Raw genomic sequence first — 26683 nt, forward strand, 5'->3', positions numbered from 1 at the left:
ATTCGATATAAAACTTGAGGGTGGCAATGTTAGTAATCGATGCCGTTGATAGTTTGCTTGCGCCCAGTATCCGTGGGGCTTTCCAGGATTTTATCTGTCTCGTTTGCTCGCCACTGGAACGCTTGGTGCTCGTTGTTAATTATCGATAAATTCGATGCGTATCGGCTGTATCTATCCTGGCGATGCGCGAGCCTGATGCAGCCAATGGCGCTAAGCTGAAAGACAGAGGGCGTCGAGCATGATGGTTGCGCTAGCGCATCGGCCTTTGTGCAGGACGTAGAAGAAAAAGGACCCATTGCTGAAGAGTCCGGTCGAGATGTCGAAAATATTGCGGCAGCTGTTGTGTTGTTTCGCCGTTCCTGCCTGCCTGCTGCTCTGTACGTCACTGCGTGCCGAGGAGGGCGTATCCGCCCACGAGCTGCGCCTGGGTATGGTCAATGCCCAGAGCGGGCCCGCGGCTGGTCTGGGGCGTGGGGTTCGCGCCGGTGTCGAAGCCTATTTCGCCAAGGTCAATGCCCGCGGCGGCGTACATGGACGGCGGCTGGCCTTGCTGCTGCGGGACGATGGCTACGAGCCGCGCCGTACCGCCAGCCTGAGCCAGGAGCTGATCGATTCCGCTGAGGTCTTTGCCCTGCTCGGTTTTGTCGGTACGCCGACCTCGCGTGCGGCCATGCCTGGCGTGTTGGCAGCGCACGTGCCCTATCTTTTCCCGTTCACCGGTGCCGAGGTGCTGCGCGAGCCGGTACATCGCTGGGTGTTCAATGTGCGGGCTTCCTATTTCGACGAGACCGAAGCCCTGGTGGCGGGCATTACCGAGGACCTTGGTTTCGAGCGGGTGGCCTTGCTGATGCAGGACGATTCCTTCGGCGAGACGGTCAAGGGTGGGCTGGCTGGCGCGCTGCACAAACGCGACCTGAAGATCAGTGCCGAGCAGCGCTTCCTGCGCAATTCACTGGAGGTTGCTCCGGCGCTGCAGGCGCTGCGCCCGTCACAGCCGCAGGCGATCTTCTTCGTCGGTACCTATAAACAGATGGCAGCAGCGGTGCGCCTGGCCCGGGAGCTGGACATGCCGGCGCGTTTCTTCAGCGTGTCTTTCGTCGGTACCGAGGACTTCATCGCCGAGGTGGGTGCGGCCGGCGAGGGGGTGCACATCTCTCAGGTGGTGCCCTCGCCCCAGGATGCCTCGCTGCCGCTGGTGCGCGAATACCAGGCAGCCATGGGCCGCGTACCACCGGGGTATGCCTCGCTGGAGGGCTATATAGGGGCGGCGGTTCTGGTCGAGGCGCTGCGCCGCGGTGGGGCGCAGCCGACCCGCACCGGACTGGTCGAGGTACTGGAGTCGCTGGACGTCGACCTGGGCGGTTTCCGCGTGGCGTTCGCCCCCGACGATCATCAGGGGTCGGACGCCGTCTACCTCACCCGTATCGAGCAGGGGCGTGCCGTGCCGGTGCGGCACATGCGTTGAGCAGGCTCAGGGGGTGATGTCCTCCGCGTGGTGACACGCCACCTGGCGCGCATCGAGCAGGCGCAGCTCTGGCACTTCGCTGTGGCAGCGTTCGCTGGCGTACGGGCAACGCTTGTGGAAGGCGCAACCTGGCGGCGGATCGAGTGGGTTGGGCAGCTCGCCGGCGATCTTGATCTTCGGTTTGGCCGGGTCCGGGTGGATGGCTGGCGTGGCCGAGAGCAGGGCGCGGGTGTAGGGATGCAGCGGCCGCTCGTAGATCAGCTCGGCCGGACCCATCTCGGCCGGGCGGCCGAGGTACATGACCAGCACGTCGTCGGCCACGTGGCGCACTACCGAGAGGTTGTGCGAGATGAACACGTAGCCGGTCTCATACTGTTCTTGTAAGTCCATGAACAGGTTGAGCACCTGAGCCTGGATCGACACGTCGAGCGCCGAGGTCGGCTCGTCCGCCACCAGCACCTTGGGCTGCAGCATCATGGCGCGGGCCAGGGCGATACGCTGGCGCTGACCGCCGGAGAACATGTGCGGGTAGCGCTGGGCATGCTCGGGGCGCAGGCCGACCTGTTGCATCATCGCCTGCACCTTTTCCCGCCGTTCGTTGCGTGACAGGTCGGTGTTGATCAGCAGCGGTTCGGCCAACTGGTCGCCGATCTTCTGCCGCGGGTTGAGCGAGGCGTAGGGGTTCTGGAACACCATCTGCACGTCGCGGCGCAGCTGCTTGCGCTGGGCCTTGCCTGCGCCGGCCACTTCCTGGCCGGCGATCTGCAGGCTACCGGCGCTGGGCTCTTCGATCAGGGTCAGGGCGCGGGCCAGGGTCGACTTGCCGCAGCCGGACTCGCCGACCACAGCCAGGGTCTTGCCGGCCCCCAGGCTGAAGGACACGCCGTTCAGGGCGCGCACCACGGCACTGGGCTTGAACAGGCCGCGGGAAATTTCGTAGTGACGGGTCAGGTCGCGGGCTTCGAGTACGTTGCTCATCAGGCCACCTCCGCGTTGAGATTAAGGGGATAGAAGCAACGCACCGCGCCGCGCTGGTGTGGCTCCAGCGCCGGGCGTTGTTCGCGACAATGCGGTTGGGCATAGGGGCAGCGTGGCGACAGCAGGCAACCGGCGGGGCGGTCGTAACGGCCGGGAACGATACCGGGCAGGGTGGCCAGGCGCTCGGCGCCCAGGCTGTGCTCGGGAATCGCCTTGAGCAGCGCTTCGGTGTAGGGGTGGGTTGGTGCATCGAACAGCTGCGGCACGCTGCCGATCTCCACGGCCTGCCCGGCGTACATCACGCACACGCGCTGGGCGGTTTCGGCGACCACGGCCAGATCGTGGGTGATCAGCACCAGGCCCATGCCTTCGTTACGCTGCAGGTCGAGCAGCAGGTCCATGATCTGCGCCTGGATGGTCACGTCGAGCGCCGTGGTCGGTTCGTCGGCGATCAGCAGCTTGGGCTCGGCAGCGATGGCCATGGCGATCGCCACGCGCTGGCTCATGCCGCCGGAGAGTTGGTGCGGGTACGCATCGAGGCGGCTGGCGGCACCGGGAATTTCCACCCGCTCGAGCAGCTGCAGGGCGCGGGCGCGAGCGGCCTTGCCCTTGAGGCCGAGGTGCTGGCGCAGCACTTCTTCGATCTGCATGCCCACGGTGTAGCTGGGGTTGAGTGCGGTCATGGGGTCCTGGAACACCATGGCCAGGTCCTTGCCGACCACTGTCCGGCGCTGCCTGCCCTTGAGCGCGAGCATGTCGTGCCCATCGAAGCGCAGGCTGTCGGCCGTGACCCGGCCGGGAGCGTCGATCAGGCCCATCAGCGCCATCATGGTCACCGATTTGCCCGAGCCGGACTCGCCGACGATGGCCAATACCTCGCCCTTGTCCACGCTCAGGTCGAGGCCGTCGACCACGGGTACCGCATCGGCGGCGCCGAAGCGCACGCTGAGATTCTGGATATCGAGAAGACTCATGACGGGCTCCTTACTGCGCATTCTTCAGCTTCGGGTCCAGCGCATCGCGCAGCCCGTCGCCCATCAGGTTGATTGCCAGCACGCTGAGCAGGATGGTCAGCCCTGGTAGCGACACCACCCACCAGGCGCGTTCGATGTAGTCGCGGGCCGAGGCCAGCATGGTGCCCCACTCGGGGGTCGGCGGTTGCACACCGAGGCCGAGGAAGCCCAGCGCGGCGGCGTCGAGAATGGCCGAGGAGAAGCTCAGGGTGGCCTGCACGATCAGCGGCGCCATGCAGTTGGGCAGCACGGTGACGAACATCAGCCGGAGTTTGCCGGCGCCCGCGAGCTGCGCCGCGGTGACGTAGTCGCGGCCCAGTTCGCCCATTACCGCGGCGCGGGTCAGGCGCACGTAGGAGGGCAGCGAGACGATGGCGATGGCGATCACCGTGTTGATCAGGCCCGGGCCGAGGATGGCGACGATAGCCACCGCCAGCAGCAGCGAGGGCAGGGCCAGCATGATGTCCATCAGGCGCATGATCGAGGGGCCGAGCAGGTTCGGGTAGAAGCCGGCGATCAGGCCGAGGAGGATGCCGGGCAGCAGCGACATGACCACCGAGGCCAGGCCGATCAGCAGCGACAGGCGGGCGCCGTGGATCAGGCGCGAGAGGATGTCACGGCCGACCTCGTCGGTGCCCAGCAGGTATTGCAGTTGCCCGCCTTCCAGCCAGGCTGGCGGGGTGAGCAGGGCGTCACGGAACTGCTCGCTGGGGTTGAAGGGCGCGACCCAGGGCGCGAACAGCGCGCAGAACACAATCAGCAACATGAACAGCAGACCGGCGACGGCGCCCTTGTTGTGGGCGAAGGCTTGCCAGAACTCCTTGAGCGGCGAGGGATAGAGCAGCGCCTGATCGGCGGCGGGCATTGCATTGGCTTGAGTCATGTCCGGGCCTCCTCAGCGCTGATGACGGATACGGGGATTGACCAGGCCGTAGAGGATGTCCACGACGAAGTTGACCAGGATCACCAGGCAGGCGATCAGCAGGATGCCGTTCTGCACCACCGGGTAGTCGCGGGCGCCAATGGCCTCGATCAGCCACTTGCCGATGCCGGGCCAGGAGAAGATGGTCTCGGTCAGTACCGCGCCGGACAGCAGGGCGCCGACCTGCAGGCCGAACACCGTGAGCACCGGAATCAGCGCGTTGCGCAGGCCATGCACGAACACCACGCGCGCGGGGGAGAGGCCCTTGGCCCGGGCGGTGCGGATATAGTCCTCGCGCAGCACTTCGAGCATGGCCGAGCGGGTCATGCGGGCGATCACCGCCAGCGGGATGGTGCCCAGCACGATGGCCGGCAGGATCAGGTGCATCAGGGCATCGCGGAAGGCGCCTTCTTCCTCGCTGAGCAGGCTGTCGATGAGCATGAAGCCGGTTCTCGGTTCGATGTCGTAGAGCAGGTCGATGCGCCCTGAGACCGGGGTCCAGCCCAGGTAGACCGAGAAGAACATGATCAGCAGCAGGCCCCACCAGAAGATCGGCATGGAGTAGCCGGTCAGCGAGATGCCCATCACCCCGTGGTCGAACAGTGAGCCGCGTTTGAGCGCGGCGACCACGCCGGCGATCACCCCGAGCGTGCCGGCGAACAGCAGCGCGGCCAGGGCCAGCTCCAGAGTGGCGGGGAACAGGGTGAGGAACTCATGCCACACGCCTTCGCGGGTGCGCAGCGACTGACCCAGGTCGCCCTGGGCCAGCTGGCCGATGTAGTTCAGGTACTGGATCGGCAGCGGCTGGTCCAGGCCCAGGCGGTGCATGGCTTCGGCGTGCATTTCGGGGTCGACCCGGCGCTCGCCCATCATCACTTCCACGGGGTCGCCGGGAATCAGGCGGATCAGGGCGAAGGTCAGCAGGGTGACGCCGAAGAAGGTAGGGATCAGCAGCCCCAGGCGTCTGGCTATGAACGACAGCATTGCGTTGTGGTACTCCGCGTCATCAGGTCTGTGCCCTTGTGGGGCTTATGGTTATGGGGCAGGTCATGCCTGTTGCTTCATTTCATCCGCCGTACTTGGCTGAAGTTGTTCGAGCCCATGGGGTTGAGCACGAAACCCTCGACATCCTTGCTCAGTACGGCGAACTGCTTGGGGTGGGCCAGGGCGATCCATGGCGCCTGTTCATGGAAGATCAGCAGTGCCTCGCGGTACAGCGCGGCGCGGCGGTCCGGCTCGGTAACCCGGCGCGCCTCGCGGATCAGCTGATCGAAATCCTTGTTGCACCAGCCGGCCTGGTTTTCACCGCTGGCGGCCGCCGCGCAGGACAGGTTGGGGGTGAGGAAGTTGTCCGGGTCGCCGTTGTCGCCGGCCCAGCCCATGAACACCAGGTCGTGCTCGCCGTTCTTGGCGCGTTTGATCAGCTCGCCCCACTCGAACACGCGGATATCGCTGTAGATGCCGATGGCGGCCAGGTCCGCCTGCAGCATCTGCGCGCCGATACCGGGGTTGGGGTTGGTTGGGCCGCCACCGGGGCGGGTCCAGATCGACAGCTTGAGGCCCTGGGCATGGCCGGCCTCGGCCAGCAGCTGGCGCGCGCGGGCCTGGTCCAGTGGCCAGGGCTGCAGGCCCTGGTCGAAGCCCGGCAGGGTCGCGGGGTAAGGGGCCACCGCCAGGCTGGCGTTGCCTTCGCCATACTGGGCGCGCAGGTAGGCCTGGCGGTCGAAGGCCAGATTGATGGCCTGGCGCACGCGCACGTCGTCCAGGGGCTTGTGACGGGTGTTGAGCGCCACGTAGGCGGTCAGCAGCGAATCCAGCTCCAGCACCTTGAGTTTCGGTTCCTGGCGCAGGTCGGCGATATCCGTGGGGCGTGGATGCAGGGCAATCTGACAGGCGCCGGCCTTGAGCTGTTGCAGGCGGGTATTGGGGTCGGGCGTGATGGCCAGCAACAGCTTGTCCAGCGCCGGCTTGCCGGCCCAGTAGGTCGGGTTGGCGCGGAAGCGTATCTGCGCGTCCTTGGCATAGCGCTCGAAGACGAAGGGGCCAGTGCCTATTGGCTGGCTGTTGAGCTTGCCGGGCGTGCCGGCCTTCAGCAGCTGCGCGGCGTACTCGGAGGAATAGATGGAGGTAAAGCCCATGGCCAGGTCGGCCAGGAAGGGCGCCTCGGGGTGTTTCAGGGTGAAGCGCACGCGGTAGTCGTCGAGCTTCTCGACCTTGTCGATCAGTTCGGCGAAGCCCATGGCTTCGAAATAGGGGAAGCCGCGCGGCGAAAGCGCGTGCCATGGATGATGCTGTTCGCGCTGGCGCTCAAAGCTCCACAGTACGTCGTCGGCATTGAAGTCGCGGCTCGGCTTGAACCAGGGCGTTTCATGAAAGCGTACGCCACGGCGCAGCTCGAAGGTGTAGCGCAGGCCGTCGTCGCTGATCTGCCAGCGTTCGGCCAGGGCCGGCACCAAACGCGTGCTGCCGGGGGCGAACTGCACCAGGCGCTCGAACAGCGTTTCCGCCGAGGCATCGGCGGTGGTGGCGGCAGTGTACTGGACGATATCGAAACCTTCCGGACTGGCCTCGGAGCAGACCACCAGGGACTGTTCGGCGAGCACGGGCAGGCTGACGCAGAGCGCCAGGGTCATGAGGAAACTGCGCATGAATGCGTCCTTCTACGGGAGAACCGGGCGGCACGCGGCCGCCCGGCAGCCGGCTTACTTGCCGACGCTCACGCCGTAGAAGGAGTTGAGCGCGAACGGGCTGATCTTGAAGTCCTGCACGTTCTTGCGCATCGGCTGGTACACGGTGGAGTGGGCGATCGGGGTGATTGGCACCTGCTCCTTGAGAACCACCTGGGCCTGCATGTACAGCTTGGTACGCTCGGCCACGTCGGTGGTGCGCTTGGCGGCCTTGATCAGCTTGTCGTAGTCCTCGTAGCACCACTTGGAGAAGTTGTTGCCGTCGACCGCATCGCAGCCATACAGGGTGCCCAGCCAGTTGTCCGGATCACCGTTGTCGCCGCTCCAGCCGATCAGCATGGCGTCATGCTCGCCGGCCTTGGAGCGCTTGAGGTACTCGCCCCACTCGTAGGTGACGATCTTGGCCTTGATGCCGACCTTGGCCCAGTCGGCCTGGAGCATCTCGGCCATCAGCTTGGCATTGGGGTTGTACGGGCGCTGCACCGGCATGGCCCACAGGGTGATCTCGGTGCCTTCCGGTACCCCGGCGGCCTTGAGCAGCTCCTTGGCCTTCTCCGGGTTGTAGCCGGCGTCCTTGATGCTGTCGTTGTAGGACCACTGGGTCGGCGGCATGCCGTTGACGGCCAGCTGGCCGGCGCTCTGGTACACGGCGTCGATGATCGCCTGCTTGTTCACCGCCATGTCCAGCGCCTGGCGCACTTCGAGCTTGTCGAGCGGCGCATGCAGCACGTTGTAGGCGATGTAGCCGTCGTTGAAGCCCGGCTGCGAGGGCATGTTGATGTTCGGGTCCTTGGCCAGCGAGTCGAGGTCGGCCGGACGCGGGTTGAGGGTGACCTGGCACTCGCCGGCCTTGAGCTTCTGCATGCGCACCGAGGCATCGGTGTTGATGGCGAAGATCAGGTTGTCGATCTTCACGTCATCCGGCTTCCAGTAGTCCTTGTTGCCGGTGAAGCGGATCTGCGCGTCCTTCTGGTAGCGCTTGAACACGAACGGGCCGGTGCCGATCGGCTTCTGATTGATGTCGGCGGCCTTGCCGGCTTTGAGCAGCTGGTCGGCGTATTCGGCGGACTGGATCGAGGCGAAGCTCATGGCCAGGTTCTGGATGAAGGCCGCGTCCACTTCATTGAGGGTGAACTGCACCGTCATGTCGTCGATCTTGGCGATCTTGGCGATGTTGGTATCCATGCCCATGTCGGTGAAGTAGGGGAACTCCGACGGGTAGGCCTTACGGAACGGGTGGTCCTTGTCGAGCATGCGCTGGAAGGTGAACAGCACATCGTCGGCGTTGAACTCGCGGCTCGGCTTGAAGTAGTCGGTGGTGTGGAACTTCACGCCCGGGCGCAGGTGAAAGGTGTAGGTGAGGCCGTCTGGGGTGACGTCCCACTTCTCGGCCAGGCCGGGAATGACGGCGGTGCCGCCCCGCTCGAACTGGGTTAGGCGGTTGAACACGGTTTCCGCGGCAGCATCGAAATCGGTGCCGGTGGTGTACAGGCCCGGATCGAATCCGGCGGGACTGCCTTCGGAGCAGAACACCAGGCTGCTGGCAGCGCTGGCGAGGGGGGCGCTGGCGATCAGCCCAGCGGCGAGGAGAGCCTGGATAACGGCGTTCTTGCGCATGTCGACCTCATGTTTTTTGTGGTTTTCATCGTGAGGGATGCCTTGTGGGCACCTTGCGTGAAGCTATGCAGGGCGTGTGCCTGCTGCAAGGGCCGAGCGCCGATCAGTGTAGTAGTTGTGATGAAATTGTAAGCAGTTGTCGCAATATCGACAGGTTAGGTCGGGGGAGAAGGCAGGCGCCGCCTCGCAAGGTGGCAGCGCCCGTTGCTCGATCAGGGCATCTGCACTTCGATGGTGCCGTCGGCGCTCAGCTGGATGCGGCTGGTGCCGGCCTCGATCTGCGGCGCGGCCTCGCTCTTGCTGAAACTGCCGCGATCCATGGCCATGGCGCGCATCGGCATCACCGGCTGGAAGCCGCCACCGTTGAGACTCAGGTTGACCAGCTTGTAGCTCTTGCCGCCCATGGCGGCGGTGGCCAGCTGGGCGCGGGCCTTGAAGGCTTCGACCGCTTCCTTGATCAGCGTGTCCTCGCTGCTTTTGCGGGTGTCTTCGGCGACGGCGAAACTCATCTCGGCCATCTTCAGCTCACCCAGCAGGTCGGCGGACAGCTGCGCCAGGCTGGCGAAGTCGGCGCTTTCCAGGCGCAGTTCGGCGCGCTCGCGCCAGGCACCGATCTTGCTGCCTTCGTCTTCGTACACCGGGTAGCTGTTGCGGCTGCCCAGGCTGACCTTGACGCCCTTGACCTTGCGCGCCTGCTCCAGTGCCTTGTTCAGGGTAGCGGTGATGCCGCTGGCCAGGTGTGCCGGGTCCTTGTCCTGGGCTTCGCTGTAGAGGGTGACGAACATGCGGTCGTGGGCTACTTCCTGGCTGACTTCGGCGTGCAGCGAAATCTGGTTGTAGCGCGGCTCGTCGGCCAGGGCCGGCAGGCTGGCGCAGGTGGCCAGGCCGAGGGCGAAGGTGGCGGCGAGACGGTGGAATGCGTGCATGGGAACTCCTTGCGGGTGGTTGTCCTGGGGTTTGACGAAGGGCTCAGACTATTCGGGTTAAGGCGGGTTCGCAGAATTTGTTTGTCGTTTGTTACAGGTAGTGAGTTGGCCGTTGCCCCAGTCGTTCTCACGGTATGCCGGGCGGCTTCTCAACCTCGTGACATCACAGTCGCTTGTTTCTCTGCGTCCGGTTGCCGCAGGCAGGCGGCCACCCAGGCCCTCTGGTTATACTCGCGAACATGCCGACGACCTCTATCTACGCCCCTGTCCAGCTACTCTCCGCCAGTCGCCAGAACCTCTGGCGCCTGACCCTGATCCGCCTGCTGGTGCTGGCCGCCCAGGCCGGCTCGGTGGGCATCGCCTACCTGTCCGGCATGTTGCCGTTGCCCTGGCTGGCGCTGTGCATCACCCTCGGCGTGGCGCTGGGCCTGTGCCTGCTGACTGCTCTGCGGCTGCGCGGGCCGTGGCCGGTGACCGAACTGGAGTACACGGTGCAGCTGGCCTGTGATCTGGTGATCCACAGCGTGCTGCTGTATTACTCGGGCGGTCCGGCTAACCCCTTCGTCTCCTATTACCTGGTGCCGCTGACCATTGCCGCGGCGACCCTGCCCAGGTTGCACACCATGGCCCTGTGCGGCCTCGGTCTCGCGGGCTACAGCCTGCTGCTGTTCTGGCCGCATCCGCTGAACATTCCCATGGTCCAGCGTGAATCGCTGTTGATCTACGGCATGTGGCTGTCGGTGGCGATGGCGGCGGTGCTGATCACCTTTTTCGCCGCCAAGATGGCCGGCGCGCTGCGCCGCCAGGACGAACTGCAGGCGCTGCGCCGCGAGGAAGGCATGCGTGATCAGCAACTGCTGGCGGTAGCCACCCAGGCCGCCGGCGCCGCCCACGAACTGGGCACGCCGCTGGCGACCATGAGCGTGCTGATCAAGGAGCTGCGCCAGGAGTACCGCGACAAGCCGGCCCTGCAGGACGATCTGGCGTTGCTGCAGGAACAGGTCAAGCTGTGCAAGGAAACCCTGCAGCATCTGGTGCGCGCCGCGGAGGCCGATCGCCGTCAGGCGGTGTTCGAACAGACCGCCGTGCAATGGCTGGAGAGCACCCTCAATCGCTGGCATCTGATGCGCCCCGAGGCCACCTACCGCTTCCAGTGCCTGGGCGGCGGTGCGGTGCCGCGCCTGCTGCCGCCGGCCGACCTGACCCAGGCGCTGCTCAACCTGCTGAACAATGCCGCCGATGCCTGCCCGGACAAGCTGGATATCTGCCTGACCTGGGACGAGACCTGGATCAACCTGAGCATCCGCGACCACGGCGCCGGGGTGCCGCTGGCCATTGCCGAGCAGATCGGCAAACCCTTCTTCACCACCAAGGGCAAGGGTTTCGGTCTCGGTCTGTTCCTCAGCCAGGCCAGCGTGACGCGGGCCGGCGGTTCGGTGAAACTCTACAACCACGAAGAAGGCGGCACGCTGACGGAACTGCTGCTGCCGCGGCTTGGAGATGAGCATGTCTGACGAACAACTGCACGACCAGGAAGACCAGCCGCACCTGTTGCTGGTGGACGACGACCCCACCTTCACCCGCGTCATGGCCCGCGCCATGGATCGTCGTGGCCTGCGCGTGAGCGTGGCCAACTCGGCGGAAGAGGGCCTGGCCCTGGCCAAGGAAGACCTGCCCGACTACGCCGTACTCGACCTTAAGATGGAAGGCGACTCCGGCCTGGTGCTGCTGCCCAAGCTGCTGGAGCTGGATGCCGAGATGCGCGTGGTGATTCTCACCGGCTACTCCAGCATCGCCACGGCAGTGGAGGCGATCAAGCGTGGCGCCACTAATTACTTGTGCAAGCCGGCCGATGCCGACGATGTGCTGACCGCGCTGCTCTCCGAGCATGCCGACCTGGAAACCCTGGTGCCGGAAAACCCGATGTCGGTGGATCGGCTGCAGTGGGAGCACATTCAGCGCGTGCTGGCCGAGCACGAGGGCAACATCTCCGCCACGGCGCGGGCGTTGGGCATGCACCGGCGGACCCTGCAGCGCAAACTGCAGAAGCGCCCGGTGCGGCGCTAGATTGAAAGGCTGGTGAAAGCCTTTTAGCGCTGTACGCAGGTATCATTAGGGCCCTAATCATATTTTGGGGTCACCATGCTCGCTGTCGTCCAGCAGACGCTCGCCGCCACTGCTCCGGTATTTGCCATGCTGTTCGTCGGCGTGGCGCTCAAACGCTTGGGCTGGATCGACGGCCGCTTCATCGATACGGCCTCCAGCCTGGTGTTCAAGGGCACCATGCCGGTGATGCTGTTCCTCGCCATCCTGCATGCCGACCTGCGTACTGCGCTGCAACCGGCGCTGCTCGGTTACTTTCTGCTGGCCACCATCGTGACCTTTCTGTTGGCCTGGGGCTGGGCCATCTTGCGGGTGCCGCACGAGGAGCGCGGCGTGTATACCCAGGGTGCCTTTCGTGGCAACAACGGCATCCTCGGTCTGGCCCTGGCGACCAGTCTGTACGGTGACTATGGCCTGTCGCTCGGCGGCATCCTCGGGGGGGTGGTAATCCTGTCGTACAACACGCTGTCGGCGATCGTGCTGGCGGTGTATGGGCGCAATGGCAAAGCCGATGTTTGGAGTATCGCCCGCAGCATTGTCACCAACCCGCTGATTCTCGGGGTAGTGGCCGCCATCCCCTTCGCCTACTGGCAGGTAAAGCTACCGGCGTGGCTGCTGACTTCCGGCGACTACTTCGCCAGCATGACCTTGCCCCTGGCACTGATCTGCATTGGCGGCACCCTGACCCTGACCTCGTTGCGCGAAGGTAGCAGCCTGGCCCTTAGCGCCAGCCTGATGAAGCTGGTCTGGCTACCGCTGCTGGCCACCTTTGGCGCCTTTCTTTGCGGCTTTCGCAATGTCGAACTGGGCATTCTCTTCCTTTATTTCGCCAGTCCGACTGCAGCGGCCAGCTTCGTCATGGCCAAGGCCAGTGGTGGCAACCACGAGTTGGCCAGCACCATCATCGTCATCACCACGCTGATGGCCGTGCTGACCACCAATATCGGCCTGCTGGTGCTGCAGTGGGGCGGCTGGATCTGAGGTCAGGGCAATGCCGGCAATAGCCGTTTGCCATGAATGTCGGCTGCTTCCCTGCTGATCGCGGCTGTTCGCCCCGCATTCGTCAATCCTGTATGGTTCTGCGATTGCGTCGACAAACCAACGCCGGGCAATTGTCGTAATCGCCCAATAGGCCGCAGAAATCTTTGTCGAATTGGGTCAAATTCCCCTTCGACATTCGACGGCCTGCCTTTTCGGCAGGCCGTACTGTTCTCCGGGAAGCCACTATGAAGTTCATTTCGCCGTCTAGTCGGTCCCTTACCCGCGACACCATTCGGGTCGTCAATCCGCGCCGCCTGCTAATGCCGGGCCTGGCGTTGTTACTGCTGTGCAACCTGGGCGCCTTCGCCGGTGGCGTCTGGATCGGTCAGGGCCTGGGCAGTACGCCTGTGGTGCAGGCACCGAACGTGGCCCAGGCTGCCGCACCGGCAGTCGAAGAAAATTTCGCCCTGGCGCGAGTGGGTGAACTGGTAGGGCGGCTGCGCTCGCTGGAGGCCGATGCCTTGTTGCTGCGGCGCATGCTGGGTGAGCACAAGAGCCTGACCGAGCAGGTCTCGGCCCTCGACCCGACGCTGATGCCGGAACTGGTGACGGTTGCCAAGGATGCCGGCAAAGGTGGTGTCCTGTTGCCGCCGCGGGGTTGTGCCGATGCCAGTCTGGAACGCGGCGCGGCCTCACTCGAAGGGTTGCAGCGCAGCGAGACGGCGGCCCGCTGCCTGCGCGGTGCGCTCGACCAGTTGCTGGAACGGGTGGCCAGCCGCAATGCCGCGCTGATGGCCATTCCCTCGCACCGTCCGGTGCAGGGTGCCCGCCTGGGTTCGGCCTTCGGCAACCGCGTAGACCCCTTCAACAAGCATCTGGCTTTTCATTCCGGCCTGGACTTCTCCATTCGCTCGGGTACCGACGTGGTTGCAGCGGCGGGCGGCCGAGTGCGCTCAGCCCAGCGCCACAGCGGCTATGGCAACTTGCTGGAGATCGATCACGGCAACGGCCTGGTTACCCGCTATGCCCACCTGTCGCGCTTCTATGTGAAGGCCGGCGATGTGGTGACGCCGGGGCAGCGCATCGCGGCAGTCGGCTCCACTGGCCGCTCCACCGGCCCGCACCTGCACTTCGAGGTGCAGCACAACGGCCGCTTCGTCGACCCGCAGCGTTTCCTGGCGCTGGGCGACCTGCCCCACGACAGCGACGCCCTGGCTCATGACTAAGGCGCTGTCGACCCGCGACCTGCTGCGTGGCGAGCATCACCTGCATCTGGTCGGCCACAAGCCCGGCCGGCGCTGGGTGTGGCTGGTGCTGCTCCTGCTGGCTAGCATCGGCCTGGCCGCCTACCTGCGCCTGCAGCAGGAGGCCGGTTTGCAGGGCCAGTTGAGCCAGTTGACCCGTGAGAACACCGAGCTCAAGGCCAGCCTGGCGCAGCTGCGCATGCAGCAGCGCGAGGCGGAAGCTGCCCAGGCACAACTGGTGCGGCGCAATGGCGACCTGGCAGCACAGGTCAAGAAACTGAAGACCGATCTGACGTTCTTCCGGCAGCAACAAGACCGTTAATCACCCTCCGGGAGTACGAGGATGTTCAATAGCAAGAAGGCGGCGCCACGCGTGTCCGTCGACAAGTTTTCCAGCCTGATCTCGGACAATCTGGCGCTCAACGGCGACCTGGAATTCGAGGGCGGCCTGAAGATCAGTGGCAAGGTGCGCGGCAACGTGCGCCACAAGCCCGGTTCCGCCAGCCTGCTGGCACTGAGCTCCGGTGGCAGTATCGAAGGCAATGTCAGCAGCCATGACGCGCTGATCGACGGCAGCATCGTCGGCGATCTGGTGGTCGAGCACCTGCTGGAGCTGCACTCCAACGCGCGGGTGCGCGGCAATATCAGCTATCGCCAGCTGAGCATGGAGAACGGCGCGCTGGTGGAAGGCAAACTCACCCGGCTGGACGATCAGGGCCAGCTCCTGGAGCTGCCGCGCCCGGCGCAGCGGGCGCTGGCCGAAGACGAGGCCGAGCAGGCCTGAGTCCACGGCGCAGGGTGCCGCTCTGCATGGCACCGCCAGCTTGGAAAACGCCGCGACTCCAGACAGAGTCGCGGCGTTTTCTTATCCGGCTGGATTCAGGGCAGGAACTCCACCCGCAGAGGCCGCCCAGTGCTGCGACCCTGGTCGTCGCTGACACGGATCTGATACTGCCCGGACTTCTCCGGGCGCCATTGCAGGGCGCTCTGCGGCGAACTCTGGCCGAGCAGGCGCTGGTCGGCGAACCAGTACAGGGTTCGCGCGTCGGCGGCGGCGCTGGCGGCCAGGGCGATACTTTCCTGCGGTTGTGACAGGCGCAGGCTGTAGGTCACCTGGCTCAGCGGCGAGCTGATGCGCGGTACGTCATGGCTGTCGATGGCCACCTGCAGGCGGCAGTCGCGTTCGGCATCCGGTGGCGTACGCCGGGGCAGGCCCGCGGCGGCGAACAGGCGCTGCAACTCCGACGGCCAGAACTCGAAGACACGCAGCTCGCTGGTCGCTGGATCATAGGGCGGACAGGCGGCCTTGCCGCTCAGTCGGTCGACCATCACCGGGCGGTGCAGGTCGGAGACGCGGATCGGCGATACGCCGGGGATGTACCAGGTCTTGCGGGTCTGTGGGCACCAGCGGTTGGGCAGTTCGCCGGAGGCGGCGCAAACCTCCACGCGGGTCAGTCCGGGCGGCGGTCGGTCGGCCGTGGCCTGCACCTTCGGCAAGGCCAGCGGCAGGGCATCGGCGATGCGGAAGAACAGCGGCGCAGCGGTCCTAATGCCGACGAAGGCCGGGTTCGGTGTGGCGTCGAAGTTGCCGACCCACACCACCAGCACGTAGGGGCCGACCAGACCGGCGCTCCAGGCATCGTGGAAGCCCCAGGAGGTGCCGGTCTTCCAGGCCACCGGCCAGTCGCGGCCACGGGCATCGGCGGGCAGGCCATCCGGGCGCGGATTGTGGCGCAGCATGTCGCGCACCATGAACGCGGCCTGGGGGGACAGCAGCTGCGGGCCGGGTTCGCTGCGGTCTTCGCGGGTCCAGCGCAGCGGACGCAGGCGGCCGTCGCCGGCCAGCATCAGGTACAGCGTGGCCAGCTCGGCCGGGGTCAGTTCGCCGCCGCCGAGGGCCAGGGCCAGGCCGTAATGCTCCTCGCCACGCAGGCCACGGATGCCGGCGCGCTGCAGCAGACCGTGCAGCGACGGCTGGCGCAGCTGGCTGGCCAGCCATACCGCCGGCACGTTGCGGCTGCGGATCAGCGCGTCCTGGGCCGTCAGTGGCCCGGCAAACTTGCCGTCGAAGTTCTCCGGCTGGAACGCGCCAAAGGCGTGCGGCGCGTCGCGCAGGATGCTCATCGGCTGGATCAGGCCCTGGTCCAGGGCCAGACCATAGAGAAACGGCTTGAGCGTGGAGCCCGGCGAGCGCCGCGCCTGCACGCCGTTGACCTGGCCGTGGATGTCGGCAGCGAAGTAGTCGGCCGAGCCGACCATGGCCTTCACCGCCTGGTCGCGGCTGTCCACCAGGATTGCCGTGGCGTTGCGTACGCCCTGGCGGTGGTGGTCGCCGACGAACTGCTGGATCAGGCGTTCCAGGCGTTTCTGCAGGCGTGGGTCGAGGGTGCTGTGCAGCTCGTCGCCAGCACGACTGGCCAGTAGCTGCTCGCTCAGGTGCGGCGCGCGAAACGCCAGTTGCCGGCGCGTGCGTGCCGTCAGCGGCAGTTCCAGCAGGCCGGCATTGCGCGGGTCGTCGGCGTGCGCCTGGCGCCACTGGGCCATCAGTTGCAGGCGCGCTCGCTGCAGCGCCGGGCCGAAGCGCCCGCGTCGCGGCTGCTGGGGAATCACCGCCAGGGCCAGGGCCTCGCTGAGCGACAGCTGGCTCGCCGACTTGCCGAAATAAATGCGGCTGGCCGCCTCGACGCCTTCGATATTGCCGCCCATGGGCGCCAGGTTGAGATAGGCCTCGAGAATGTCGTGCTTGCTGTGCCGTGCTTCCAGCCACAAGGCCAGGGCGATCTGTTGCAGCTTGCCGGGAATCTGCCGTGAGTTGAGGCCGTACAGGCGCCGCGCCAGTTGCATGCTCAGGGTCGAGCCGCCCTGGCGCATGCCACCGCCATAGGTGGCCATGGCCGCACGCAGCAGGGCGCCCGGATCGACTCCGGGATGCCGGTAGAAGTTGCGATCCTCCTTGAGCAGCTGGGCTTCGACCATGGCCGGGGCAATGCGCTCCAGCGGCAGCCACAAGCGGTACTGGCCGTCGCTGGCCAGGGTCATGCGCAGCAGTTCGCCGTTCTCTGCCAGCACCATCCGCGACAGCGGCGCCGCCTCGCGCAGCGGCGCATGCGGCCACAGGCGCAAGGTCAGAAGCAGCAGGGTGAGCAGGCCGAGGCCGAGCAAGCAGCGTTTCAGTCGGTGCATGGTGGTTCAGCGAAGACGGCCCTCCGGTTGACGAGAGGGCCGCGGGTTCAGGGTTTGACGATGCTCAGCTTACCGGCCTTGCCACGCGCCTGCTGGCTGGTGTCGTACATGCCTTCGGCATAGGCCGGGGGTGTGCCGAAGGTGCCGGCATTGGTGGCGCGCACGCGGTAGACGAAGGTGGCGGCGTCGCGGTAGACGGTGCCGTAGAGCACCACGCGGTCGTCGCGCACGTCGGCGAACTCGGGGTGCCAGTCGCTCATGCCGGGCTCGCCGATCGGCGGCTGCCAGCTCGGCTCCTCTTCATAGTCACCTTCTTCGCTGTACTCGTCATCACCGCTCTCAGTGACCGGCGCCGGCTGGTTGTACACCGGCTCGGTGCCGCCCGGCAGCAGGTCGACCACGGCCACCTGCTGGACCTGGTCGAAGTCCTTGGCGCGCAGGCGCAGGCGCACCAGGAACTCGTCGCCGACCCGCACTTGGTCGATCGACTTGCCGTCCAGGTCGGTGTACTCGTGGCTCACTTCCAGGCCATCGGCGATCACCTTGTTCGGCGCGCCACGGTCGTAACCGCTCTCGCTGAGCATGTAGAACGCCGGGGCATCGCCGCTCTTGCGCAACAGCAGCATCTTGGCGGCCATGGGCACGTCGCTGACCGGCGGCTTGCCGCTCAGTGTCAGCGGCTGTTCGCCCTGCTTGCCCAACCAGGCGCTGACGCGCAGGCCCAGGTCCTGTTCGGCGCGCTCGCCGTAGTTGTCCAGGGCACGCAGCAGCAGGGCGGCGGACAGCGAGTTGTAGCGCTGCTCGCTGAGGCGCGTGCCGAGGGCGTCGAGCAGTTTCACCGGCACTTCATCCAGCTCGCCGGGGAAATGCCTGGCCAACAGGCGTAGGTGTTCGGCGTCGTGCACCAGCGGGTCGTAGTACAGGCCGTAGCTGTGCCAGCCCTTTTCCAGGTTGCGCCAGACCTGCTGGGCAAACAGTGTGTCGGCCTGTTTGTCCTGCTTGAGCAGCTTGTAGCTGGCGGCCAGGTAGGCGGCACCCATGTCCTGCTGCCAGTTCTTGCTGTGGAAGGTTTCGTAGCGCTCGCGGATATCGGCCAGCGCGCCGCTGGTGACCACCCCCTGACGGGTCAGCAGGTAGGCGGCGTAGGCGCGGTTGCGCAGCTCCTCCAGGCCGTCGCTGGGGCCGTTGGCCAGTTGCGACAGGTAGCTGTTGGCGCGGTTGAGCAGGTCGCCCGGTACCGCGAAGCCACGCTCCTTACCCTCGATCAGGAAGTCGGTGGCGTACAGGCTGGCATAGGGCGCCACACGCGGGTTGGCCGCCCACAGACCGAAACCGCCCTCCAGGTTCTGCCGCGAGCGCAGGATACGCACGGCATTGTCGAAGGCGCTCTGCGCCTGCGCCTCGATGCCTGCGGCCGAATGGCCCCAGACCAGCGCCGGCATGGCCTTGGACACCAGCTGTTCGGTGCAGCTGTAGCCGTACTCGGCCAGGTAGCTGTTGAGGCCATCGGCCCATACCAGCGGCGAACCGGCCGCGGCAAAGCGCACATCGCGCAGTTGCGGGTAGAGGTCGCGGCTGATCTGCACTTCGCCGCTGGAATCCTCGCTGCGGCCCAGGGTCAGGGCCACGCGGCGCTCCACCAGCGGCCGCACCGAGGTGGTCTCGCCAATCTGCACGCGCTTGCCATCGGCCAGGGTGGCGACGAAGTTGAGATCCGCCGAGCCGAGGGCCTCGCTGGCCAGCAGGTCGATTTCCACCACGCCTTCCTTGCGCGGCGCCAGCTGCAGCTCGGCCTGGTTGATGGTCTGCACCTTGAGGCCGGCGCTGGTTTCCAGGCTGAACTTCACCGTGGCGGGCTGTTCCAGGTTGCTGAACACCCCGGCGCTGACCTTGAACAGATCGCCCGGAGCCACGAAAGCCGGCACGTTGGGGGTGATCACCAGCGGTCCGCGTACCTCGGTGGCGCCTTCGACCACACCGATGCGCGCATCGTCCACGGCCACCACGAACAGGTGCAACTTGCCGTTGAAGTAGTCCGGCACCTGATAACGGAAGTTGTTGTCGCCGGCTTGCAGCTCGACCAGCCCGGACCAGTAGGCCACGGGCGGCTTGCGCTTGCGTTTGAACGGGTTGAGGTGGGCGCCGAGCAGTTCTTCGCCATCACCGCCGGCTGCGGCGGCGTCGATCAGGCGACTGAACTCCGGCAACAGCAGGTCGAGAATCTGGCTGGTGTCCACTTCCAGGGCGCGTTTCTGGAAGAAGTGCGCCAACGGGTTGGGGGCCTGGTAGCGCGCTACCTGCAGGATGCCTTCGTCCACCGCGTAGACCACGGCGCGGCCGGGGCGATCGGTGTTGACCCGGATATCCAGCGCCTGGCCCGGCTCGATATGCTCGTCGGCGCTGACACTCAGCGGGATGCGCCGCGCGTCGAGTTTGATGCGCAGCGCTGCCACGCCATAGGACAGCGGGCTCATGTACACTTCGGGCGAGGCGCTGTCGCGGACGAACTGCACGTTGACGTAGGCGTTGCCTTCCAGCCCGGCGGGCAGGCGGATGCGCTGCACGCTGCTGGTGCTGTCGGCCTTGAACCACTGGTGGGCATAGACCTTGTCGCGTTCGATGGTGATCAGCCCGGCGCCGGTGTAGGGCGCGCGGATGCTGATCTCGATTTCGTCGCCCTGGGCGTAGGCGTCTTGGTCCAGACGCAGCTGCAGTTCGGCGTTGCGCTCCAGCGACCGGCTGGCATTACCGCGACCGGCGACGCTGTAGCTCACCTGGTTCAGCGGCGTGCCGTCGGCGGCCTTGAGGGTCAGGGTGAAGTCGCCGGGTTCATCGGTGTTCAGGAGCTGCTTGCTGCCACTGGCGGTGATGTCCAGCGGCTGGCTGCCCAGCGGAATGTTCTTGATCCGCGACTGGTACTTGTAGGTGCCGTTGGACTGCTTGACCAGTACCGAGACGTAGCGCTGCTCGACCAGCTCGGTGCTCAGCCCGGTTACCGCCAGTGGCTTGAGGTCGGGGCCGATGGCCAGCCACTCGATCTCGCGCTTGGCGCCCTTGCTCACGTAGTCCAGCGCGTCGACGCTCTTGACCCCGGCCAGCCAGGGCGCGGAAGACACCATCAGGCTGCTCTGCGCGGCGACGTTGCGCCCGCCTTCGGCCTCGAACACCCGCGCCAGCAGGCTCAGGCGGTAGGTGCGGGCGGCGTAGCGGTTCAGGCGCAGGTCGAGGGCGAGCTCACCGTTGTCGTCGGTCTGGCCGTCGGCCAGCTCCTCGGTGCTGCTGTCGTTCAGCGAGTCGTTGATGCGGAAGCGATAGTCCGGGTATTCGGCAAACGCGGCATAGGCCGGCGACAGGGTCATCTCGGCAGTGACCCGGCGCGCGGAGGCAGGCGCGCCGAACAGGTGCATGGCCTTGACCTTGGCTTCGACCTGCTCGGGGGCAATCCAGCCCTTGATCCGGCTGCTTGCCAGGGTGGCGCTGACTTTCATGCGGTCCGGCTCGAAGTCGCGCACCTTGAAGTCGACACTGCCCAGCTCGGTGCGCCGATCCTCTTCGTCGATCAGGCTGAGGCTGGCGGTGTAGGTGCCGGCCGGCGCCGCTTCGCTGCTGGCGAAATCGAGGCTCTCGAAGCCGCTGCTGGACAGTTTCAGGCGTTGGCGCAACACGCTCTGGCCGCGCGGATCGCGCACCACCAGCTCCACCGGCAGGCCCTGCAACTGGCCGCTCCAGTCGGCGCTGCGCACGATCATGGCCAGGTGCGCGGTCTCGCCCGGGCGATAAAGGCCGCGGTCGCTGAACAGGTAGGCGCCGAGGCGATCCGGTTCGCCGTTCTCGTACTGGCCGCCGATATCGAAGCGCGACAGGTCGAGACGATGCTGGCTGCGGGCGACCGGCAGGAACGACTGGTCGTTGCCATGGTTGACCACGTACATCAGCGGGGTCTTCTCGCGGCGCAGTTCATCCAGCTTGGCGAAGTGGGCCTGGCCGTTGGCGTCGGTATACGCGTTGGCTACCGGCAGGCCGTTGCGGCCGAGGATCTCGACTTCGGCACCGGCCACCGGGCCGCCCTGGCTGATGGACTGTACGAACAGGTCGTGGCTGCCGTCGCTGCTGCGTTTGGCGATGATGCCGAGGTCGCTGACCACCACGAAGCGCAGGTCGCGGGTCGGGTTGTCGTCGTAGTAGTAATCGAAGGTGTCGCGGCTCGGGTCGTCCTGGGAGCTCAGCTTGATCACGAAGATGCCGCGGCGGCCACCGTCTGCGTTCAGGTAGGGGCCGAGATCGATGTGGCTGTACTGGGTTTTCGACGGGTCGCTGGCGTCCAGCGGCAGGCTGACCTCCATGCGCTCCACCAGGCGGTCGAAGTAACTGTTGGAGAACTCGGGACGGGCGAAGCTGCCGTTGTTCTGGTCGACCAGGTGGTGCAGCTGGTTGGGCAGCAGGCGCGAGATCTCCACCTGGGCGCCGGGTACGCCACGGGCCATGATGCCCAGGCGCTGCTCGCCATTAAGGCTGAGCAGGGCACCGTCGGAGAGGAAGGCCAGGGCGCGTGGGTACCTGGGCATCTGTCGCAGGCTGTAGGTCGGGTCCTTGGCCAGGTAGCCGCCGACGGCCTCGACCTTGGCCGCCACTTTCACATAGAGGTAACGCCCTGGCTCGGCCTTGAACTTGAAGGCGTGCAGGCTGTTCAGCGGCTCGACGCTGGGGATATGCGTCAGTGGCAGGCGCTCGGCCTTGGCCAGGGTCTGCTCGTCGATCTTGGATTCGTCCCAGTACTCCTGGCCGTTGGCGTTGCGTTTCGGCAGCAGCCAGGCTTGCACCTGCTTGGCGATGGCCTCGTCGGCCACAGCACTGGAGCTGCTGAACATCAGCACGGGTTCGGGCTCGCCGCGGTCGTTATCGACGAACTGGATGTTGGCGGCGCTGAAGGTCAGGCGATAGCGTCCCGGTACCGTGGCCGAGGCATACAGTGCCTGGGCAGTGGCGTTGCCACCGTCACGGGCCTGCACGCCCTTGTCCAGGGTCAGGCCGACGGCGGCGCTTTCCAGCGGTGTGGCCAGTGGCGCGGAGTGCACATAGACTGCCAGCTTGTTCTTGCTGAAGGTGATTTCCGGAGTGGTGGCGACATCCTTGTCGCGGTACTCCAGGCCGCGCTCGAGGTTGATCGACACGCGCTGGCGGAAAGACGCTTCATTGACCGGGTGGGAGAAGTTGATGGTGGTCACCAGCTTCTTCAGGCTCGGTACCACAGGGTCCTGATACAGCTCGCGGCTGGCCACGACGGCGCCAAAGGGCTGGGTCGCGAAGCTGGCCGAGTAGTGGTCGAGCAGCACGCCGTCGGCGAGCAGGCCTTCTTCGGCCAGGGTTACCTGGTAGCTCTGGTCGATCGGCCAGTCGCCGGCAGGGGTGAAGACCAGGCTGCGATCACTGCTCCAGTGCCAGGCGCCTTTGACCTGTGGCTGCAGCTCGATGCCTTGCAGCACATCCTTGCCAATCGCCTCCAGTGGCGCGGCGGACTCGCGGAAGTCGATGCGCAGGCTGTCCACGCGAATGGGCTCGCCATGGTAGTTGGTCAGCTTCGGCGCGTGCAGCGAGTAGTCGACGGTATGTGGCACCGGCAGGTTCTGGTACCAGTGCCAGGCATAGGCGCCAGCGCCGCCGAGCAGCGCCAGCACTGCCAGCGCCGCGGCGGTCTGCCTGGGCCGCGCGCGCAGCCAGCGGCCACAGGCACACAGGACTTGCCACAGTTTGCGCAGCCACAGTGGCGGCTGCCAGTTACCGACCAGGGCGGTCAGCAGCCAGCGCAGCAGGCGCAGTAGGCCAAGGATTACGACGGAAAAAATGGCGAAAACGCGGCGGCAAGCCGACTTGAGCGAAGCGAGCATATGCATCCCTGCAGCGTGAGAGTGCGGACCTTGCGTCCACGGGCGCGACGGCACAGGCTGTCGCGCCGCGAATTATGCGCCCGCGTGCCCTCCTGGTGCGCGGGGTATGACGATGAATTACAAAATTTTTGTGGGCTGTATCACGCCTGTTCGGCCTGCCAGGCGTCGATCACTTCCTGGGCTGCGCGGAAGGCATCGATGGCTGCCGGCACGCCGGCGTAGACCGCGCAGTGCAGCAGCGCCTCACGGATTTCCTCCACCGTGCAGCCGTTGTTCAGCGCCCCGCGCACATGGCCCTTGAGCTCCTGCGGGCACTTCAGTGCGGTCAGTGCGGCCAGGGTGATCAGGCTGCGGGTCTTGCGCTCCAGCACGCCACGCGTCCAGACGCCGCCCCAGGCATGCTCGTTGACGAACTCCTGCAGCGGTTGGGTGAAGTCGGTGGCGTTGTTCAGGGCACGGTCGACGAACACGTCACCCATTACTGCGCGGCGTACCTGTTCACCCTGTTTGGCGTTGTCGGACATGCGTCGATCTCCTTGGTGTATTGAGCTGCGTCGTTACCGCACGGGCAGGAGTCCCCTGATTCCCGGGCTCCCGCCTGTGCGGGAACCATCATTGGAGGAGTGGCCTCTTTCTAGCGTTGTTTATGCCAGGCGCGGGCACCCACAACTGCCAGGGTGATGGCAGTCAGCGGCAGGACGAAGGTCAGCATGGCGTGCTGGAAGGCATCGAGCCAGGGGGCGTCGTTGCTGTGGGCGATCAGGTAGGTGGTGTAGATCGCGTAGTAGGCGACGAACAGGGCGCCTTCCCAGCGGTTGATGCTGTAGCCATTGAAGAAGATCGGCAGGCAGGCGATGGCTACGGCGATCATCACCGGGAAGTCGAAGGCCAGGGCATTGGCGGCGACCGGAATGGCACTGGGTGCCACCAGCGAGGCCAGGCCAAGCACGCAGAGCAGGTTGAACAGGTTGCTGCCGACGATGTTGCCCACGGCGATGTCGCGCTCGCCCTTGAAGGCAGCCATCACCGAGGTGGCCAGCTCCGGCAGCGAGGTACCGATGGCGACCACGGTCAGGCCGATCACCAGCTCCGACATGCCCAGGGCGCGGGCCATCTGCACTGCGCCTTCGACCAGGAAGTTGGAGCCGCCGACCAGCAGCACCAGACCGGCGATCAGCAGGCCGAGGTTGATGGCCCAGGCATAGGGTTTGGGCGTTTCGTGCAGGCCGTATTCGGCTTCGAACTCGTCGGCGTCTTCGCTCTTCTTCTCGCGGCGGCTGCTGACGATCAGGAAGACGGTATAGGTGATCACGCCGGCGAACAGCAGGGCACCGTCCAGGCGGCTGAGGCTGCCGTCCCAGGCCAGGGCATAGACCAGCAGGCTGGCGCCGATCATCAGCGGCACATCGAGGCGGATCAGCTGGCGCGACACCAGCAGCGGCGCGACCAGGGCGGTGATGCCGAGGATCAGCAGGACGTTGGCGATATTGCTGCCGATCACGTTACCGATGGCCAGGTCGCCGCTGCCGTTCCAGGCCGACTGCACGCTGACCGCGGTTTCCGGTGCGCTGGTGCCGAAGGCGACCACGGTGAGGCCGATGATCAGTGGCGGGATGCCGAACTGGGCCGCCAGTTTGGCGGCGCCGCGCACCAGCACCTCGGCGCCGGCGACCAGCAGCACCAGGCCGGCGATCAGGTAGACGAAAGTCATCAGGGTCATGCTGAGGCTCCAGAAAAAATCGGCATAGCTTATTCATTGGCAGCGGCGACGCCAGTGCCGGGTGTATCGCTTTGTGTCAGTCGTCCAGGGCTTCGATGCGCACCGGCGCCACGCCCTGGCGCAGCATGCCCAGTTGCTCGGCGGCGCGGCGCGACAGGTCGATGATGCGCCCTTTGGCGAACGGGCCGCGATCGTTGATGCGTACCGTCACCTGGCGACCGTTGCCCAGGTGAGTGACCCGCACTCGGGTGCCGAACGGCAACTGGCGGTGTGCGGCGGTCAGGGCGTTCTGGTCGAAGCGTTCGCCACTGGCGGTGGGTTTGCCCTGGTGCTGGGCACCGTACCAAGAGGCCTGGCCTTCGTCGCGATAGCCATGAGGGTCGATCTGGCCCTGGCTGGCGCAACCAGTGAGCAGCAGGGCGGCGAGGGGGAGCAGAAAGCGGCGCATGGACATTCCCAGGTGGCAGATGACACAACGCCGGGCAGGCCCGGCGTTGTGTTTGACTCAGGATTCGAGCTTCTTCTTCAGCAGCTCATTCACCTGGCCGGGGTTGGCCTTGCCCTTCGAGGCCTTCATGGCCTGGCCGACGAAGAAACCGAACATCTTGCCGCGCTTGGCTTCGTCGCTGGCGCGGTACTGTTCGACCTGCTCGGCGTTGGCCGCCAGCACTTCGTCGAGCATGGCTTCGATGGCGCCGGAGTCGGTGACCTGCTTGAGGCCCTTCTTCTCGATCACCTCGTCGGCGCTGGCGCCTTCGCCGGCGGCCAGGGCCTCGAACACCATCTTGGCGATCTTGCCGCTGATGGTGTTGTCCTTGATGCGCAGGATCATGCCGCCCAGCTGCTCGGCCGACACCGGCGACTGCTCGATCTCCAGGTTGTCCTTGTTGAGCAGGCTGGAAAGCTCGCCCATCACCCAGTTGGCGGCCAGCTTGGCGTCGCCGCACACGGCGTTGACCGCCTCGAAGTAGTCGGCCAGTTCACGGCTGGCGGCCAGCACGGTGGCGTCGTACGCGGACAGGCCGAACTGCGCCTCGAAGCGCTCGCGCTTCTGTACCGGCAACTCCGGCAGGCTGGCGCGCACTTCGTCGAGGAAGCTCTGCTCGATCACCACCGGCAGCAGGTCGGGGCAGGGGAAGTAACGGTAGTCGTTGGCTTCTTCCTTGCTGCGCATGGAGCGCGTCTGGTCCTTGTTCGGGTCGTACAGGCGGGTTTCCTGCACCACCTTGCCGCCGTCCTCGATCAGTTCGATCTGGCGCTGCACCTCATGGTTGATCGCCTTCTCGATGAAGCGGAACGAGTTGACGTTCTTGATCTCGGCGCGGGTGCCGAACTCGGCCTGGCCTTTCGGCCGTACCGAAACGTTGCAGTCGCAGCGCAGCGAGCCTTCGGCCATGTTGCCGTCGCAGATGCCCAGGTAGCGCACCAGGGCGTGGATGGCTTTGACATAGGCCACGGCTTCCTTGGCCGAACGGATGTCCGGCTCGGAGACGATCTCCAGCAGCGGCGTGCCGGCGCGGTTCAGGTCGATACCGCTCATGCCGTGGAAGTCTTCGTGCAGGCTCTTGCCGGCGTCCTCTTCCAGGTGCGCGCGGGTGATGCCGATGCGCTTGACGGTGCCGTCTTCCAGGGTGATATCCAGGTGGCCCTTGCCGACGATGGGGTCGTCCATCTGGCTGGTCTGGTAGCCCTTGGGCAGGTCCGGGTAGAAGTAGTTCTTGCGGGCGAAGATGTTCTTCGGCGCGATATGCGCATCGATGGCCAGGCCGAACTTGCAGGCCATGCGCACGGCTTCGGCATTCAGCACCGGCAGGGTGCCGGGCATACCCAGGTCAACCAGGCTGGCCTGGGTGTTGGGCTCGGCGCCGAAGGTCGTGGCGCTGGCCGAGAAGATCTTCGATTGGGTGCTGAGCTGGGCGTGGATTTCCAGCCCGATCACGGTTTCCCATTGCATCTGTC

Annotated in this window: 20 protein-coding genes; 7 read left to right on the forward strand and 13 right to left on the reverse strand. The window is 65.8% G+C overall.

The window, feature by feature from the left end; genetic code table 11:
* Window positions 1-316 precede the first annotated feature (316 nt).
* Window positions 317-1465 (forward strand): ABC transporter substrate-binding protein, encoded by a 1149-nt coding sequence (locus tag AYB31_RS14985; RefSeq protein ID WP_153020725.1) that lies wholly within the window; start codon window positions 317-319, stop codon window positions 1463-1465.
* A 6-nt stretch (window positions 1466-1471) separates the two neighbouring features.
* Here the strand turns inward: AYB31_RS14985 and AYB31_RS14990 are convergent, their stop codons facing one another.
* From AYB31_RS14990 to AYB31_RS15020, 7 genes are all read right to left on the reverse strand, one after another.
* Window positions 1472-2443: a peptide ABC transporter ATP-binding protein gene (locus AYB31_RS14990; RefSeq protein ID WP_068829503.1), complete on the reverse strand. Its 972-nt coding sequence runs from the start codon at window positions 2441-2443 to the stop codon at window positions 1472-1474.
* Window positions 2443-3417, reverse strand: a complete 975-nt coding sequence (locus tag AYB31_RS14995; RefSeq protein WP_068829504.1) for an ABC transporter ATP-binding protein — start codon at window positions 3415-3417, stop codon at window positions 2443-2445. The genes AYB31_RS14990 and AYB31_RS14995 overlap by 1 nt, the downstream gene beginning before the upstream one ends.
* 10 nt (window positions 3418-3427) lie before the next feature.
* Window positions 3428-4339, reverse strand: coding sequence for an ABC transporter permease subunit (locus AYB31_RS15000; protein WP_068829505.1), 912 nt, complete (start codon window positions 4337-4339; stop codon window positions 3428-3430).
* A gap of 12 nt (window positions 4340-4351) precedes the next feature.
* On the reverse strand, window positions 4352-5362 hold the full coding sequence (locus AYB31_RS15005) for an ABC transporter permease subunit (protein WP_068829506.1): 1011 nt from the start codon (window positions 5360-5362) through the stop codon (window positions 4352-4354).
* 77 nt (window positions 5363-5439) lie between these two features.
* Window positions 5440-7026: an ABC transporter substrate-binding protein gene (locus AYB31_RS15010; RefSeq protein WP_068829507.1), complete on the reverse strand. Its 1587-nt coding sequence runs from the start codon at window positions 7024-7026 to the stop codon at window positions 5440-5442.
* A gap of 54 nt (window positions 7027-7080) precedes the next feature.
* Window positions 7081-8682: an ABC transporter substrate-binding protein gene (locus tag AYB31_RS15015; RefSeq protein ID WP_068829508.1), complete on the reverse strand. Its 1602-nt coding sequence runs from the start codon at window positions 8680-8682 to the stop codon at window positions 7081-7083.
* Window positions 8683-8894: 212 nt separating this feature from the next.
* Window positions 8895-9608: an SIMPL domain-containing protein gene (locus tag AYB31_RS15020; RefSeq protein WP_068829509.1), complete on the reverse strand. Its 714-nt coding sequence runs from the start codon at window positions 9606-9608 to the stop codon at window positions 8895-8897.
* 254 nt (window positions 9609-9862) lie between these two features.
* Here AYB31_RS15020 and AYB31_RS15025 point away from each other — a divergent pair, with 254 nt between their 5' ends.
* The 6 genes from AYB31_RS15025 to AYB31_RS15050 all read left to right on the forward strand — a co-directional run bounded on the left by AYB31_RS15025 (window position 9863) and on the right by AYB31_RS15050 (window position 14720).
* Window positions 9863-11122 carry an ATP-binding protein gene (locus AYB31_RS15025; RefSeq protein ID WP_153020729.1) on the forward strand — a complete coding sequence of 420 codons (1260 nt, stop codon included), beginning with the start codon at window positions 9863-9865 and terminating at the stop codon, window positions 11120-11122.
* Entirely contained in the window at window positions 11115-11675 is a 561-nt protein-coding gene (locus AYB31_RS15030; RefSeq protein WP_068829511.1) for a response regulator transcription factor, read from the forward strand. Before AYB31_RS15025 ends, AYB31_RS15030 begins: the two co-directional genes overlap by 8 nt.
* A gap of 75 nt (window positions 11676-11750) precedes the next feature.
* Window positions 11751-12692, forward strand: a complete 942-nt coding sequence (locus tag AYB31_RS15035; RefSeq protein WP_068829512.1) for an AEC family transporter — start codon at window positions 11751-11753, stop codon at window positions 12690-12692.
* A gap of 245 nt (window positions 12693-12937) precedes the next feature.
* Window positions 12938-13918, forward strand: coding sequence for a M23 family metallopeptidase (locus AYB31_RS15040; RefSeq protein WP_068829513.1), 981 nt, complete (start codon window positions 12938-12940; stop codon window positions 13916-13918).
* On the forward strand, window positions 13911-14258 hold the full coding sequence (locus AYB31_RS15045; RefSeq protein WP_068829514.1) for a hypothetical protein: 348 nt from the start codon (window positions 13911-13913) through the stop codon (window positions 14256-14258). The genes AYB31_RS15040 and AYB31_RS15045 overlap by 8 nt, the downstream gene beginning before the upstream one ends.
* Window positions 14259-14279: 21 nt before the next feature.
* Complete coding sequence (locus tag AYB31_RS15050; RefSeq protein WP_068829515.1) at window positions 14280-14720, forward strand: bactofilin family protein; 441 nt, start codon at window positions 14280-14282, stop codon at window positions 14718-14720.
* A gap of 95 nt (window positions 14721-14815) precedes the next feature.
* Here the strand turns inward: AYB31_RS15050 and pbpC are convergent, their stop codons facing one another.
* From pbpC to gatB, 6 genes are all read right to left on the reverse strand, one after another.
* Window positions 14816-17119, reverse strand: a complete 2304-nt coding sequence (gene pbpC, locus AYB31_RS15055; RefSeq protein WP_068829516.1) for a penicillin-binding protein 1C — start codon at window positions 17117-17119, stop codon at window positions 14816-14818.
* 47 nt (window positions 17120-17166) lie between these two features.
* Window positions 17167-23004, reverse strand: a complete 5838-nt coding sequence (locus AYB31_RS15060) for an alpha-2-macroglobulin family protein (RefSeq protein ID WP_068829517.1) — start codon at window positions 23002-23004, stop codon at window positions 17167-17169.
* A 140-nt stretch (window positions 23005-23144) separates the two neighbouring features.
* Window positions 23145-23528 (reverse strand): carboxymuconolactone decarboxylase family protein, encoded by a 384-nt coding sequence (locus AYB31_RS15065; RefSeq protein ID WP_068829518.1) that lies wholly within the window; start codon window positions 23526-23528, stop codon window positions 23145-23147.
* Between the two features lie 110 nt (window positions 23529-23638).
* Entirely contained in the window at window positions 23639-24724 is a 1086-nt protein-coding gene (locus AYB31_RS15070) for a calcium/sodium antiporter (protein WP_068829519.1), read from the reverse strand.
* Window positions 24725-24800: 76 nt separating this feature from the next.
* A complete protein-coding gene (locus AYB31_RS15075) occupies window positions 24801-25172 on the reverse strand; it encodes a septal ring lytic transglycosylase RlpA family protein (RefSeq protein WP_068829520.1) in 372 nt (123 codons plus the stop codon).
* A 57-nt stretch (window positions 25173-25229) separates the two neighbouring features.
* Window positions 25230-26678, reverse strand: a complete 1449-nt coding sequence (gene gatB, locus AYB31_RS15080; protein WP_068829521.1) for an Asp-tRNA(Asn)/Glu-tRNA(Gln) amidotransferase subunit GatB — start codon at window positions 26676-26678, stop codon at window positions 25230-25232.
* Window positions 26679-26683: the final 5 nt, after the last annotated feature.

This window comes from Pseudomonas sp. BMS12, assembly GCF_001592875.1.
Lineage (GTDB): Bacteria > Pseudomonadota > Gammaproteobacteria > Pseudomonadales > Pseudomonadaceae > Aquipseudomonas.